This is a genomic window from Bacillus sp. RZ2MS9 (assembly GCF_001816185.2).
Lineage (GTDB): Bacteria > Bacillota > Bacilli > Bacillales > Bacillaceae_G > Bacillus_A > Bacillus_A cereus.
In genome coordinates, this window is the sequence record NZ_CP049978.1 from 2,431,292 (window position 1) to 2,446,323 (window position 15,032).

Consider the following 15,032-nt stretch of genomic DNA (forward strand, 5'->3'; position numbering starts at 1 on the left):
AATTCGCTAATAAATCATTTGAAAAATTTATATACGAAAGTCTTTTATGTAAAAATATGTTTCATTATGAACTGAATCCCAACAGTTAAACAGAAAAATACAGCGGTTGTATGAATATAAGTCCGGTATTGTACCGGGCTCATTCTTTTTAACGTTGCATCAATTCTTTTGTGAACATATTAATTTGAACATGTTTAAAAACGAACCATCTTTTGACAATGGTATTAGCGCTTTAGAAAGAACTTTCATAAAAAATGGTACTAATAATCCCTCCAAGTATTACTCCCATAGTAGAACCTAATAACAAAAATCTAATTGTTTAATTAGTAATTCTAATCTACCATTTTTTGCTGTACTATCAACTAAAGAAACAGTAAATGGTTGTTGAAACATATTAGAAAATCGAGCAATTAAAGACATAATATTATATTTAGCAAAAGCCGATGCAACTAAAGCTAATTTCGCTCCAACAAGTTGAACTCCATATCCTAAAACTTCTATAGAAGTCATAAGCATTAAAAATAAAAAGATACAAATTACTTTAAAAGTAATAAACTCCATAATTATACCCCTTAAGTTTCTATAAATACATAACTCAATATTTTCATTAAAATATAAATCAATTTCTATTTTATAATCAAAAACTATACTCCTTTATTTTGAATGATGGCATCACCTTTTATTAGAATTGTCCCTTGGTTTAGCAAATGTTTTTTTGTAAATAATATATTTGTTAAACCATTAATTAAGGGGGACTAGTATGCCGCAGGATCGAAAAGAAGAAGTGCAAAACGATACATATGAAGGAAAAGAGGTTATGCCAGATAATCCACAATATCTACCGCGTCACGTGCAAATGGAGCTGCCTCCCGAATTTTCTATAAATCCTCTTTTTGCCCGCAAAGGAGAATCAGTCGTTCCGCGCTTTCACATGCCTGATGAAGGCATGTTACCAGAAACAGCGTATCAAATCGTCCATGATGAAATGACTCTTGATGGCAATGCACGCTTGAATCTTGCAACATTCGTTAGTACATGGATGGAACCTACCGCAGAGCACTTATATGCTAAAGCATTTGATAAGAACATAATTGATAAGGACGAATATCCACAGACAGCTGAAATTGAGGAGCGGTGTGTCCGCATTTTAGCCAACCTCTGGCATTCCCCCAGCCCTCTTACAACTATGGGCGTTTCAACAACTGGATCGTCGGAAGCCTGTATGCTCGGGGGGCTTGCGTTAAAGAGACGCTGGCAAAATGCACGAAAAAGAGAGGGTAAGCCGGTGGATCGGCCTAATATTGTGTTTAGTTCTGCTGTTCAAGTCGTTTGGGAAAAATTTGCGAACTATTGGGAGGTTGAACCACGCTATGTGAAGGTTAGCCCTGAGCATCCCCGATTAGATCCTCAAGGGGTCCTTGCAGCCGTGGATGAAAATACGATTGGTGTGGTACCGATTCTCGGTGAGACTTATACCGGACTTTACGAACCGGTTGCCGCCATTGCAAAAGCGTTGGACGATTTACAGGAGAGGACGGGACTCGACATTCCTATGCATGTAGATGCGGCTTCGGGCGGATTTATAGCACCGTTTCTTCAACCAGATTTAGTCTGGGATTTTCAGTTGCCGAGGGTGAAGTCCATCAATGTATCGGGACATAAATATGGATTAGTCTATCCTGGCTTGGGTTGGATAATTTGGCGGGAAGCTGATGATCTCCCCGATGATTTAATCTTCCGCGTCTCCTATTTAGGCGGAAACATGCCGACTTTTGCCCTGAATTTTTCACGTCCTGGCGCACAAGTGCTCCTACAATATTACAATTACCTGCGTTTGGGGAAAAGTGGGTACTATGATGTCCAAAGGGCTTCTCAGAAGGTCGCTCTTTTTCTTAGCAAGGCGATTCAGGAGATGGAACCGTTTGAACTTTTGTCCGATGGTTCGGATATTCCGGTTTTCGCTTGGCAACTGAAAAAAGGTTACACATTAAACTGGAACCTTTATGATTTATCTCGACAATTGCGTGTGTTCGGCTGGCAAGTACCCGCATATCCATTGCCTCCAGATCTAGAAGCAGTGACGATTATGCGCGTTGTGGTTCGAAACGGATTTTCTATGGATCTCGCGCATTTATTTTTGAGGAACCTCAAACAGGCCGTTGCCTTTCTGGATTCCTTGGATGGACCTATGCCACATGATACGAAATGTGATAATGGGTTTCATCACTAATTAGGGAGCAGCTCTCGTCGTCGTTAAATTGAGCTCAACACCCATAACTTTTCGAGCTATCGACTGGGAAGTGGTACAGAAAAGCTGATGGTTTCAACCAAGGGATACATGATGATAGGTGATGAACAAATTGATGCCTGAGGGCTTTACAATATCAAATCATACGCCTAGTTTTCAGAAATCTATTGGCTTTTCTTCTGGTTTCAAAAGACACAATTCAAATCTGTTGAAGAGTTAAAGAAATTTGTAGCTAGTATTTCCTTTTGGGAGGTACCATTAGCTGCTTTAGGAGTTACTCCACCATTACATTGGATTTTAGCGGATAAATGGGGTAAATCTATTGTATTAGAATCGACAAGGAGTAGTGACTAATAGTCCTGAGTTTAATTGGCATTTATAAAATTTAAGACAATATATAGGTCTTAAATCGCAGCCATGCGCGGGGGATGTACCATTAAGTGCTTTTGGACCAGGTTCAGGTTCAATGGGACTTAATGGAGATTTCACCCCACCATCAAGGTTTATACGGGCAGCGTATGGTAAACAAAATATTCAGGGTATAGATAACGAAGAAGAGGGTATATCGGTCATTTTTCGTATTTTGTAAAATTGTGAGGTTCCAAAAGGAGGAGTAATAACGGAAGAAGATACATTAGATAATACTATTTATACAAGCGCAACGTGCATGGAGTCTGGTACATATTATTACCATATCTATGATTGTAGATAAATTATTGCCCTTCGATATTAGTAACAGGATAGCTGCTTAACGATAAAAATGAATTTGCCAATTTTCTTGCAAAATGTAACGGGTGCTCTACCGATTGGATATGAATATACATAATTAAGGGATTCATGTATAACCAGTGATTATGTAAAGCACTGACAATAATTCCTTGTTGTACAATTGATTTCATAAATGCAGGGATCTCTTCTTGTAGAACCGCGATTTCTCCTAAATTTAATGCATTGCCATTTTGATCCAACGATTCAAAACTTACTCCGACGGGAACTACATAGGCACTTGGTTTTCCTTGAACCAGGACCTTAAAATTGCGGTGAAAAGACACCGAACAACCACCTTGATTTATTTTACTCTTTCCTTTAAGAATTGCAGCAAATTGATCAGAAATGAAATTTAAATTAGACATAAGTTCAATTCCTTTCTCGTGCTAAATTTATTCATTTAGAAATTTAATTTAAAAAATGTAGTTCCTTCTTTTAAAGAAAAGAACTACTTATAAACAACTTTTCTCTAAAATAAACAGGCCGATATGTGCAATTTGTACCCTGTTTATTTTAGAAGAAATATAAATGCTATTTCCCAACAAACATAACTTAATGAACCCTTTCTATATATCATTATAAAGAACTCATAAAGTAGGCAATTGTACATCTTTATTTTATGTAGGTTAGATAAATATGTGCCTTAATAAGTCTGTGCTTTCTTTATGAAATTCTTATTGGTAATTAAACAATAAATTTAATATATTTTAATGATTGTATAGGGTAAAACTTAAGTTGTTTTTTCATTTTCTCTTTTACAATTGCTTGTGGTCCTTTGTTAAAATTGTAGTAATATATTGAACTGTATATAAAGATAGATATTTTAAATTTTTCATCCTAAAATAACTTACTATATCTAGCTAAAAATGTTGTTTTTTCAATGAAGAAGTAAATTTTGGGTGTATGGTTTATTGGTTATATTAAGTGTTTTGTTAATGTTAAACATAACTCTTATTGCACATACATTTTTTTAGATCGAAAAGAAGAGTTTATTCGTCTGTCAAATTCTATGTTAACTGGTAAAACAGACTAATTTTAGATGAAAGATTCTATAATAAATCTGGAGAAACAAAAATAATTAAAAACATTTGAGCATGGAGATAAAAAACGCTTAACGAAGGATATTTCAAAAGAGATGGAGCAAAGGATTCAAAAATCAATACAGCTTGTTCAAAAAAAATATAAGGTGGATGTATTAGCATTAGGAGAAGTATATAAGCGGAATAATTATAAAGAATGGAAGAAAATAAGTAAGAATTGGGATCAAGGTGAAAATTATTTTAGTAATGCTGACATTAATGTTTATGTTCATCTAGTAATTGAACATTCAGGCTCAGCTTTACCGAAGAGAGTGAAATAAGGTGATTTAAGTCGTTAGCGGATTAGAAATACGCTAAACGATATTAATGCTGGTTCTGCATTTTCAATCAGTGCAGACTTATGTACTTTAAACGTGATTAATAAATTATATTTGGCTTATTATGATCCTTTGGTTAGCACTAGTTAGAGTTATAGTAAAAATATTAAGCAGAAACGACTTATTTTTAATAATAAGAGGAAATATGTTACTGAAAAGTAAGGAGACAAATTATTACTTTTTTAAAGAGTAATTAGGTCCGTACAATGACGCATTAAAGTGATTCATAAGGGATTCTGAATGCTAAGAGAGTGAGAATGAATTACAAAAGAAAGGTGCATAGGCGCCTTTCTTTTTTTGAAGGGATTTTTTGTTACGAGTTATTACAAAATTGGGTTCAGGGGGTACTATAAAATTTTAGCTTGATGGCGATGGGGTAGCATCCACGTCTATCAACATCACTACACCTATATTTAATACTGCGTTACGTGCCTTTAATCAAGTGAAAAACAAGACCCATTTTGTAAAAACTGAAACCAACGTTTTCTAAACTGAACTTGAGCCATATCTGCATGAACATGGGCCTCCATTTTTAAAGCTTCTGGTATAGGTCTAGGATGTTGACTTTCTACAATAATTTGATCCTCTTTTAGTACTCTTAAACTAAATTTAGCTAAAATTTGGTCTAGTAAAGGGAAGTACTTTAAAAATGTCCTTCCGGTATATCCCATAATTAATGTCTCTTCTTCATCAATTGGTGTAAACGTAATGTACTGAATAAATGACTCATTCTCCTGTTTGCCACTGTGAAGCATCCACTGATGTGGGAATTTGTATTCAAGGTAAGCATTACCATTTGAGAATATAAACTGATCCAGTGTTCCCTCCAGCTTATAATTGGTTGATTCGGCTTTTGTTTTTCTACCAATCGTTTTTTTATGTACATAAGCAAGATGAGCAATATCCAGCACAGATTCGATTGATCGAGTAAGGTGTGCATTCCAAGTGGCGTGGAAGAAAGAGAGTTTAAAAGGAGTGTTCTCCATTACATGAAAAGTTTTCCATTCAGGTGGAGTTTCCTCACTATCAGGGTATATCCAAATCAACCCAATCTTTTCTTTTACAGGGTATGAGAAGGTATGAGCAAATTTCGGGATAGGTTTATTGGGTTGGGATGGAATTCTTACACAAGTACCACAACTATCGAACTCCCAACCATGGTAGGGACAGACTAGTTTACCATTTACTACTTGTCCCAGTGATAAGTCAGCGCCACGATGAGGGCAGTAAGGTGATAGAGCCTGAACTTCGCCTTTTTCATCCCGATATAATACAAAATCTTTGCCAGCAACTCTTTTTTTTACTGGAATCTTTTTTATATCTTTTGCATAACTCACAGCATACCAATTACGTGGGAATACTCTATTTATATTTAGAGTCATTTATTTTCTCCTTCTTTTTATTCACCTAGTAGATATTAGTGGTGTCTACTGTATACTGTCTATTCTATGCTATAAAATATTTTAAATGTTCGTTTAAAATTAATAAATCTACAGTTTGATCAAATCATTATGAAAGCCTGTATAATCTCTCTAAATGTAACAAAAATGACTATAGTACAATAGATTTTAAAAAGGAGAAAGTCTTATTTTATTGAAAATTGAGATATTAAGCAATATTCCTATTGCTATTAAATTCACCATTAAAGAGCTGCCACCAAAACTTACAAATGGAAATGGAGTACCTGTAAGAGGAAATAGTCCCGTAATACCACCTAAATTTACAACTGATTGCATACCAATCATACATCCTATACCAATTGCTATAAAACTGCCGAAAGGATCTACACATAATTGTGCAATTTTTAAGGAGCGAAGTACTATAGTCAAAACTCCAACCAATAGAATAAATACACCAATAAATCCTAGTTCTTCAGAAACTATTGCCATTATAAAATCAGTGTGTGGTTCTGGAAGATAACCTGTTTTTTGTATGCTATTTCCAAATCCACGACCAGTGATTCCTCCAGAGCCCATGGCAATAAAAGAGTTTACAAGCTGGTATCCATTTCCTTGCGCATCAAGAAAGGGATTGAAAATCGTAGTAATACGTGTCTTTTGAACTTCTGATAAACTATATTGAATCAAATAATATAAAATAGGTAACCATAAAATAGAACCGATGGTAGTTCTTTTGATTAGTAGATTTATATTTATTCCTGAACAAAGAAATATGCTAAAACCTATACCTAATATTAAAAGTGCAGATCCTAAATTTGGTTGTTTAAAGATAAGAAAAAAAATTGTAGCTAAAAAAAATAAAAGTTTTCCGATACCACTCCAGTTATTTTTAGCTTGTTCTTGTCGCAATGCAAAAAAACGGGCTGTTACAAGGATTGTTCCTAACTTAAGAAATTCAGCTGGCTGTATTCCAAAGATCCATGATTGAGCATTATTTACCACTTTTCCTTTCCATAAAACCATAATTAATAAAAAAATCCCCCCAACCATAATACAGATTGAGACTATTCGTTTTTTCCATATTTCATATGGGAGTAAAGCACAAATTATTAATCCTAGTGTTCCTAAAAGTAGCTTTGTTAATTGAGAATCAACAAAATGTCTACTGTTATAACCGTAATGTTGAACAGCGACAATGGAGCTTGCACTATACATCATGATAATACCTAAAGTACATGTTATGAATAGAGGAAGGAGCAATAGATAATCGATTTTTAATATTTTTTTCATTTTAATATCCTCCTGATTTAAAACAAAACATAATATTACATTTGCTAATGAATAGAATCTTGTTCTCGTTAATTACTAAATATGACTTTTGTTTAGGAAGATTCTATCGCTTATTCCCTGTTTTTTACGCAAAAATCCCCCTAGTATGTAACTAGAGGGATTCAAAATGGCATGACTAAATAAGGCTTTTTTCCCTCTAGTAGAGCTTTGGCACTATACAACGTAAAGTAATGAAAATTCATTACTTAGCTATCTTAAGAAGAGCCTTAATCCGACAATTCCTGTTCTACCCATTGGCGTCTTTCGACATTTTTGGGCAATAGCCTGTGTTTGCATAGGAGCCTCACCTAACAGGTTAAGCAATATAAATTTTATGTGTTTGTTTCGTGTAGCAAGCATAAATATATTTTTTTTGCTTGTCAAGCAACCATATTGCTAATTTTATTTGTTTTATTGCTTTATAGTCCTTTGAGAAATGATATGAAAAAATGTCTGTAATCATTCTGTATAAGTACATATTTTTGACTTGTAGTGTATCGTTTGATTAAGTAGTTTAACCATATAAATTTGATAAACAGTAAAGAAGATTTTAATCATAAAAGAAGATTTTTTGTGAATGTTCTTTTTGTATACAGAATGACTAATTATTCATCTTTTGTTATAAAGTTGGAATTTGATTAAAAATAATAAGTTTCATATGTTTTATTACGTTTCTTCGAATTAAATCTATTTGAATTCTATGTTTTTTAAGGGGAATTTTAAATTTATAATAAAATATAATTTCATTTTCTATAAAAGATTTTTTTATAAATGGAATTGAAAGTCAGTTGACAAATATTAAATTCTGGTTTAAATTTTGAAGTAATTCAATAAACTTTGTTAGGTGAGGCTCCTGTATAGAGAAACGCTGCTGCCCAAAAATGTCGAGAGACGCCAATGGGTCAACAGGAACGGTCGGATTAAGGCCCTTCTTAATGTAGCTGGTTATAAAAACCTATGCTATACAGTGCTAAAACTCAACGAGGGAGTGGTATACGATTTGATAGAAAGGCACCTCTGTGATTTCGGCAGAGCTGTCTTAATAATCATTTATTTGTATTGTGAAAAAACCTTTACTCCTTTTTGAGTAAAGGTTTTTCTGTTTAATGTTATTTATTTTTATCTTGTCTATATTCAAAAAGGAGGTAATTCTAACTAATGAATTGATTGCAATGTAACTATTATTGCTCTAATAAAAAATTTAAGACAGATAAAATAAAACAAAACCACTCATGAAACTCTAGAGTCTCCCTTAGCAATATGAGGAGGAGTTAACATGAAGAAATTATTAAAGGAATTACTTATAACCCAAAATAACTTGGATGCAGAGAAAGTTTTACGTCTTCCGTCGTATGATATTGCGCAAGAAGTAAAACAGTTTTCAATTGAAGATCAAGTCATATTACTAAATACGATTCCTGTATTAAAAAGCTCTAAAGTTCTTCAATATATGAGTGCAGAAGAAAAATATAATATCTTAATTCACTTATCTGAAAATAAAGCTAAAAAGTTACTGAATTTACAACCGATTGATGAATTAGTAGATTTACTTCTAGCGGTTCATCCGGAAGAACAGGCTAAATTAATGGCGTATCTAGATAAAATTACAAAACATAACGTAAAAAAATTAATGACTTTCAAACCTGAAACGGCAGGAAGTCTTGTTACAAGTGATTTTGTTGCAGTTAGAGGAAATTGGTCAGTAAAAATGACATTGAAGTACATTAGGGAACATTCTGAAAATGTAGAATCAATATCTTATAGTTATGTTCTTGATAGTCATGGTTATCTTGAGGGAATCGTTTCCATACACGAGTTATTACTAGCAGCAGATGAAGAGATATTATCTACTATCATGATGCCAGAGGTAATTTCAGTACACGCTGAAGTTGACCAGCAAGAAGTTGTAAAAAAGCTACTGAATTATAATTTAGCAGCAATACCTGTCACAACAGCAAATAATAAAATGATTGGTATTATAACATTTGATGACGTAATGAATGTTATGGAAGCAGAAGCTACAGAAGATATTCAAAAGTTAGGCGGAAGTGAACCATTGAATCAATCTTACTTTGAAGCTAGTATTTGGAGCATTTTCCTAAAACGTCTACCATGGTTATTACTTCTTTTTGTTGCTGAGGCATATACAGGTACAGTATTAAAGTATTTTGAAGACGAAATTGAAACTGTAGTTGCCCTTGCTTTCTTTGTTCCATTATTAGTAGGTACTGGAGGGAATACAGGAACACAGGTTGTAGCAACAATTACTCGTGCAATTGGTATTGGAGAGTTAAAATTTAAAGACATTTTCCGTGTAATGAAAAAAGAATTTGCAATTGGTATGCTTCTTGGACTTGCACTTGGGATAGCTGGGCTCATTCGTGCTTATATGTTAGGAGTTGGAGCAGAAGTTGCGCAAGTTGTAGCAATTACTTTATTATTTATTGTTATTTGGGCTTCTCTTGTAGCAGCTGTTTTACCTTTAATTCTAAGAAAATTAAAACTAGATCCTGCAGTTGTTTCAGGTCCATTTATTACAACATTTGTTGACGGAACAGGATTAATAATTTACTTCATGGTTGCAAAAACGTTATTAAATTTATAAATATACACTAAAAAAACGAAATCCGGAATAAGTGTGTTGCCTTAATTGCTAAAACATAGTGGGGAATTCAGGCATGAGGAAATCAAACACTTTTGTCTTTAGATAAATAATATTTTAATGGATTTATTGAATGTAATGAATGCTGGAGGATAAAACTATGAAACATCTAAGAAAAATCTTCAAACGAATTTTGCTTCTATTTTCTATTTTAATGATTATTGGTGTAGGAATACTATTTGGTACTAGCTATGGCCGAGAGCTTCGTATAACAATCGCTGGGAGTATATTAACTTCTCAGCATCCACAATATGCGAAATATACATTCCTATCCCAAAAGGAACTAGATAAACTGCAAGATAGAATTAATCATCCAAAATGGTCAAACAGTGATGAGCATATTTATAAAAAAATAGTAGGAAAAAGATTAGAAGAATTAAAAAATCAGCCATTAGAAATTGATGTAGAAACAATTAAAAGTAATAAAGATAGTCGCTTTCTTTTCGAAGGAAAGTTAGTAACAATTAGTAATCCTTTCAATGTTAAACTTGTTAGCCATCAAGGAACACAGGGTGCTAACAGGGGAGAAAAAATTAGTGTAATGGCAAAACGTAATCATGCACTTGTTGCTGTGAATGCAAGTGGATTTGCTGACGAAACAGGAAGGGGTGGAGGAAATGTTGCTACTGGAATTGTGATAGAAAATGGGAAAGCTATTGATACAAATATGGATAGAAATGCCCCTACAATTATTACGGGATTAACAAAGTTTGGTCAAATGATAACAGGAAATTATTCTACCCAACAACTGTTGGATAAACAAGTCGTTTCCGCAGCTGGATTTATGCCACAGTTAATTGTAAATGGAGAAAAAATGATTACAGAAGGAGACGGCGGTTGGGGGTCGGCTCCAAGAAGTATTATGGCCCAAAAAGAAGATGGTACAATTATGTTTCTAGTTATTGACGGTAGACAGACACATAGTATAGGAGCTACGTTGAAAGAGTGTCAAGATATTCTATATGAAAAAGGAGCTATAAATGCAATGGCAATGGATGGAGGTTCTTCTGCTACGCTATATTTAGGAGGAAAGATTATAAATTCACCGTCTACATTATCCCATGAAGATCGTTATTTACCGAACGCTTGGGTGGTAACAGCAAACCAAAAACAAAAAATAAAGATGACAATTGATGGGAGAAAAATAGATACCAAAACATCAGATGAATTTGATGCGAACATTTCAACGAATTTATGAATTATTAAAAATAGAACAAATACATGATTTTTATCTCGTTAGTTGGAAAATTAAAATTATTTTTTAAAATTAGAAATTATTATTTCATATTCATGATTTGCACAATATCAAACGAGAGTGATGAGGATTCCAAATTTACGGAATTCTTATCACTCTTTTTTAGTTTTTTGTAAATATGGAACAATATCCTTACTTTCACTGTCTATTAAGCGTTAAAACATTTTTTATTAAATAAATTAAGAAAGGAATCATCATTTTTAACTAAGGGAGAAGATTGAATTGAAAAAATTATGGATGCTGCTTTTCGTTTGTTTCGCGGTTATGTTGGTAGGATGTAATAAAAACGAACCGCCAAAACAAGCATTTGAAGAATATATCAATTTATGGAATGATAGAAAATTTACAAATATGTATGATCATTTATCAGATCATGCAAAAAAATCAATTTCTAAAAAAGAATTCACAGAAAAATATCAAAAAATCTATGAGGGGATTGGAGCTAATAATTTAAAAGTTAAAATGAAAGGAGAGAATACGAAAGATAAAGAGCTTTTTCTTTTTGAAGTTAAGATGGATACCGATGTAGGATCAGTTTCATTCATCCATGAAGCAAAACTTGTGAAAGATAAAGAGTCTTGGAAAATAGATTGGACGCCAGACTTCATTTTTCCAGGAATGAAAAAAGATTACAAAGTACGTATGCAAATAGAGCAAGGAAAACGCGGAGAAATATATGATCGAAATGGAAAAGGGCTTGCAACGAATGGTAAAGCGACTGAGGTTGGAATTATTCCAGAGAAACTAGGCGAAACAGCAGCGCAAACGAAAGAAATAGTAGCACAATTACTTGATATGTCTATAGAAGAGGTCGAACAAAAGCTCACAGCAAAATGGATAAAACCAGACTCCTTTGTACCAATTGGTATTTTAAAAGAGGGAACCAGACAGAATGATTATATTGAATTAGAAGGAGTTTCATCTCACCCAGTAAATATTCGTACGTATCCATTAGGTGAAGCAGCGGCACACTTAACTGGATACATAGGAAAGGTGAATGCGGAGGAGTTAAAATCACTTCAAAAACAAGGTTATCAAGCAGATGATTTAGTAGGTAAGACCGGTTTAGAGAAAGTGTTAGAAAATAAATTGCGTGGTGAAAAGGGTGGACGCGTATTTATAGAAGATGAGAAGGGGAAAGAGATTAAAAACGTAGCAAAAAAAGAAGCAAAAGAAGGAGAAAATGTTACGTTAACAATTGATGCTGCAATTCAAGAAAAAATCTTTAATGAGATGAAAACTGAAGCAGGGTCTAGTGCAGCGGTCAATCCTAAAACAGGTGAAACAATCGCACTTGTAAGTAGCCCTGCTTATAATCCAAATATAATAGTTAGAGGAGCATCGAAAGCCCAACGAGAAGCATGGAGTAACGACTCGAAACTACCAATGACGAATCGCTTTACACAAGCATTTGTACCAGGTTCCGTATTTAAAACGATCACAGGTGCAATTGGTTTGGAAACAAACACAATAAATCCGAAGGAAGAATTTAAAATTCAAGGATCGAAGTGGACAAAAGATTCGTCTTGGGGAAATTACTATGTAACGCGTGTAAAGGATGCAAGTCCAATTGATTTTGATAAGGCAATGAAGTACTCTGATAATATTTATTTTGCTCAACAAGCTTTGAAAATGGGAAAAGATCAGTATGTAAATGAATTTAAAAAGTACGGATTTCATGAAAAATTACCAATCGAATACGAACTTCCTATTTCAATCATTGCAAAAGATGGGATAAAAAACGATATTCAACTAGCAGACACGGGCTACGGACAAGGACAAGTACTAATGACACCACTTCATTTAGCATTAACATATGCACCGATTGTGAATGAAGGGAATATTCCGTCGCCACATCTTTTAAAAGAAGCAAAAGTAGCAGGGAATTGGAAAGAAAATGTGGTTTCTAAAAAGAATCAAGAGATATTAAAGAGCGCATTAATTAAAGTCATTAATGACCCTGATGGCGCAGGAAGAATTGCAAAGGTTGATGGTGTAACGCTTGCTGGTAAAACTGGTACAGCAGAACTGAAAGAGTCGAAAGAAGCAGACGGAAAAGAACTGGGATGGTTCGCAGCTTTCGATGCAAATGCGCCAGACATGATTGTTACAATGATGATTGAAGATGTAAAAGGAAGAGGGGGAAGTAACGTTCCAGGTGAAAAAATAAAACATGTATTTCAGAAATAATACTTAATTATAAGGTGAATTTTTCACTAAATTTATTACATGTTTGCTTAACTCAAAGATATAGATTGGGGGAAATATAGAACAATTAAATTTCAAAAAAGCATTCTTTCTAATCGAGAATGCTTTTTTGCTGTCATTCTAGAAAAGTTGACATTGTTAATGGTAAATAGAAGGGAATAGCAAATTGAAATGGACAAGTGGAGTGTTACGTTAAATTCAAAAAACAGATTTTCATGAGTAGAATTTTATCATTGTATGCTTTACTTGTTTTTTAGTAGTATTATTCTGCTTGAAAAAGATAAACAATGGAACAAATGAAACTTGTATCTTGTCTATATATTGAAACCATAATAAAAGTGAGGGCAGTTTTTATGTTTATTCAAATAAGTTTGAGGTGTGGAAATGGAACAGACGTTTATTGAAAAGTGTAATCATGATGAGCTGGACTATGTTATAAAAGACTATTGGCAAGATGTATGGAATTATTCATTTATTATTACGAAAGATCCACACTTATCAGATGATATCACGCAAGATGTATTTATAAAGGTGTTTAAAAATTGGAATTCATTTCGAAAGGAGTCATCTATTAAAACGTGGATATTAAAAATCACAAGAAATACGGCAATAAACTATTTGAAATCCTCTTATTTTAAAAGGATATCTTTAATAGGATTTTTTAGTGACGATAAGCAATCCCTGTCAGCAGAACAAGAATTTTTTAAGCAAGAAGAAATGAATGATGTGTGGAAGGTTGTATTAGAACTACCTAAAAAGCACCGTGAAATAATTATATTGGACGCAAAATATGAATTATCTTATGAAGAAATGGCTGAAACATTAGGAGTATCCATTGGAACTGTAAAATCGAGATTAAGTAGAGCAAGAAGTAAGGTTTCAAAATTAATAGGGGAGGGTAGTAGTGATGAACAATAAACAAAATCCTGACTGGTATAGAAAAATAAAAAAAGGGCCAATGGAGAATCGTAAAGATGAAGAAGAATTTATTTCTAAAATAAAGCAGTCTATATATGAAAATAATGAAGTGGATTTTGTAAAACATAAAAGACCATTTCGTAAAAAAGCATTACCTATTGTAGTTGTTTTGGTTTGTACAATGTTATTTTTCATTGTTCAACAACCTTGGCTTGATGATAATAAATCGCCGGTACAAAGTAGTACTCAAATTAAGCCTAAAACAAAAGATGAGTCTGCTCAAGATCCATCATTAAAACAATTTATGAATGAACTATATCAAAGTACGAACTCAAAAAATGAAAATAACTTGTACAAAGCGTTAAATGATGAAGTTCTATTTAAAGGAAAGAGTTATAGGAAGGATGAACTGAAGTTTGATGAAGATATTTTTCATGAGTTGCAAGTCGCCCTTACAATGGGAGGAGAGTTTGCAAAAGATACAAAGCAAGTATATAAAGTACCAAGTGGATTGACAGAAAGTAACCAACCAAACCAAGCGCATTTTATATATGCAACTGTTACTGGAAATAAAACGAAAATTTTATCTGAACCAAAGCGAGAATCACAAGTTTTATATGAAGTATCTAATGAAATGGTAAAAGCTTGGATTCCAGAAAAAGTACAGAATAATGGATATATAAAAATTTCGACAATTAACGGTAATACTGGATATGTACAGAAAGAGTACGTTTTAACTGATATTAAATATTCATTTATGTTCGAAAAGAATAATGAAGGAACATGGAAAATAATAAATATAGATTCTATATGGTAAAAGAGGAAGG

The 15,032-nt window shown here is 33.3% G+C and carries 10 protein-coding genes, 3 pseudogenes and 2 riboswitches; of the genes and pseudogenes, 9 read left to right on the forward strand and 4 right to left on the reverse strand.

Features of this window, described 5'->3' with window-relative positions; all coding sequences use genetic code 11:
- Nucleotides 1–297: 297 nt before the first annotated feature.
- Nucleotides 298–561 (reverse strand): lipid II flippase family protein, encoded by a 264-nt coding sequence (locus BHV55_RS12460; protein ID WP_000394421.1) that lies wholly within the window; start codon nt 559–561, stop codon nt 298–300.
- A gap of 199 nt (nt 562–760) precedes the next feature.
- Here BHV55_RS12460 and gad point away from each other — a divergent pair, with 199 nt between their 5' ends.
- Nucleotides 761–2,230: a glutamate decarboxylase gene (gene gad / locus BHV55_RS12465; RefSeq protein ID WP_061139279.1), complete on the forward strand. Its 1,470-nt coding sequence runs from the start codon at nt 761–763 to the stop codon at nt 2,228–2,230.
- 207 nt (nt 2,231–2,437) lie between these two features.
- Nucleotides 2,438–2,957, forward strand: a pseudogene (locus BHV55_RS12470) (linear amide C-N hydrolase); the annotation flags it as partial.
- Between the two features lie 4 nt (nt 2,958–2,961).
- Here BHV55_RS12470 and BHV55_RS12475 read toward each other — a convergent pair.
- Nucleotides 2,962–3,381: a DUF1259 domain-containing protein gene (locus BHV55_RS12475; RefSeq protein ID WP_000067577.1), complete on the reverse strand. Its 420-nt coding sequence runs from the start codon at nt 3,379–3,381 to the stop codon at nt 2,962–2,964.
- 734 nt (nt 3,382–4,115) lie between these two features.
- On the opposite strand from BHV55_RS12475, the pseudogene BHV55_RS12480 reads away from it, so the two are divergent.
- Both BHV55_RS12480 and BHV55_RS12485 read left to right on the forward strand, forming a co-directional pair.
- Nucleotides 4,116–4,376 (forward strand): annotated as a pseudogene (locus BHV55_RS12480) (Ger(x)C family spore germination C-terminal domain-containing protein); the annotation flags it as partial.
- Between the two features lie 181 nt (nt 4,377–4,557).
- Nucleotides 4,558–4,626, forward strand: a pseudogene (locus BHV55_RS12485) (HXXEE domain-containing protein); the annotation flags it as partial.
- A gap of 241 nt (nt 4,627–4,867) precedes the next feature.
- On the opposite strand, the gene BHV55_RS12490 reads toward BHV55_RS12485, so the two are convergent.
- Nucleotides 4,868–5,815 carry an aromatic ring-hydroxylating oxygenase subunit alpha gene (locus BHV55_RS12490; protein WP_048568133.1) on the reverse strand — a complete coding sequence of 316 codons (948 nt, stop codon included), beginning with the start codon at nt 5,813–5,815 and terminating at the stop codon, nt 4,868–4,870.
- A gap of 186 nt (nt 5,816–6,001) precedes the next feature.
- A complete protein-coding gene (locus BHV55_RS12495; protein WP_000722102.1) occupies nt 6,002–7,123 on the reverse strand; it encodes an FtsW/RodA/SpoVE family cell cycle protein in 1,122 nt (373 codons plus the stop codon).
- Between the two features lie 185 nt (nt 7,124–7,308).
- A riboswitch (M-box (ykoK) riboswitch) is annotated at nt 7,309–7,485 on the reverse strand.
- A 506-nt stretch (nt 7,486–7,991) separates the two neighbouring features.
- Nucleotides 7,992–8,157, forward strand: a riboswitch (M-box (ykoK) riboswitch).
- Between the two features lie 281 nt (nt 8,158–8,438).
- Between BHV55_RS12495 and mgtE the strand changes: the two genes are divergently transcribed.
- The 5 genes from mgtE to BHV55_RS12520 all read left to right on the forward strand — a co-directional run bounded on the left by mgtE (nt 8,439) and on the right by BHV55_RS12520 (nt 15,022).
- Entirely contained in the window at nt 8,439–9,767 is a 1,329-nt protein-coding gene (gene mgtE, locus BHV55_RS12500) for a magnesium transporter (protein ID WP_048568132.1), read from the forward strand.
- Nucleotides 9,768–9,924: 157 nt separating this feature from the next.
- Nucleotides 9,925–11,022: a phosphodiester glycosidase family protein gene (locus BHV55_RS12505; RefSeq protein WP_070758134.1), complete on the forward strand. Its 1,098-nt coding sequence runs from the start codon at nt 9,925–9,927 to the stop codon at nt 11,020–11,022.
- Nucleotides 11,023–11,301: 279 nt separating this feature from the next.
- Entirely contained in the window at nt 11,302–13,269 is a 1,968-nt protein-coding gene (locus tag BHV55_RS12510; protein WP_070758136.1) for a penicillin-binding transpeptidase domain-containing protein, read from the forward strand.
- Between the two features lie 402 nt (nt 13,270–13,671).
- A complete protein-coding gene (locus tag BHV55_RS12515; protein ID WP_000438327.1) occupies nt 13,672–14,205 on the forward strand; it encodes an RNA polymerase sigma factor in 534 nt (177 codons plus the stop codon).
- The gene (locus BHV55_RS12520; RefSeq protein ID WP_070758138.1) at nt 14,195–15,022 is read left to right on the forward strand and encodes an SH3 domain-containing protein; all 828 of its coding nucleotides are present in this window, start codon (nt 14,195–14,197) and stop codon (nt 15,020–15,022) included. The genes BHV55_RS12515 and BHV55_RS12520 overlap by 11 nt, the downstream gene beginning before the upstream one ends.
- Nucleotides 15,023–15,032 lie beyond the last annotated feature (10 nt).

Bases quoted from the DNA above. Each gene is read 5' to 3' on its own strand.
- BHV55_RS12460 (WP_000394421.1), bottom strand. From the start codon at position 561: ATGGAGTTTATTACTTTTAAAGTAATTTGTATCTTTTTATTTTTAATG.
- gad (WP_061139279.1), top strand. From the start codon at position 761: ATGCCGCAGGATCGAAAAGAAGAAGTGCAAAACGATACATATGAAGGA.
- BHV55_RS12475 (WP_000067577.1), bottom strand. From the start codon at position 3,381: ATGTCTAATTTAAATTTCATTTCTGATCAATTTGCTGCAATTCTTAAA.
- BHV55_RS12490 (WP_048568133.1), bottom strand. From the start codon at position 5,815: ATGACTCTAAATATAAATAGAGTATTCCCACGTAATTGGTATGCTGTG.
- BHV55_RS12495 (WP_000722102.1), bottom strand. From the start codon at position 7,123: ATGAAAAAAATATTAAAAATCGATTATCTATTGCTCCTTCCTCTATTC.
- mgtE (WP_048568132.1), top strand. From the start codon at position 8,439: ATGAAGAAATTATTAAAGGAATTACTTATAACCCAAAATAACTTGGAT.
- BHV55_RS12505 (WP_070758134.1), top strand. From the start codon at position 9,925: ATGAAACATCTAAGAAAAATCTTCAAACGAATTTTGCTTCTATTTTCT.
- BHV55_RS12515 (WP_000438327.1), top strand. From the start codon at position 13,672: ATGGAACAGACGTTTATTGAAAAGTGTAATCATGATGAGCTGGACTAT.
- BHV55_RS12520 (WP_070758138.1), top strand. From the start codon at position 14,195: ATGAACAATAAACAAAATCCTGACTGGTATAGAAAAATAAAAAAAGGG.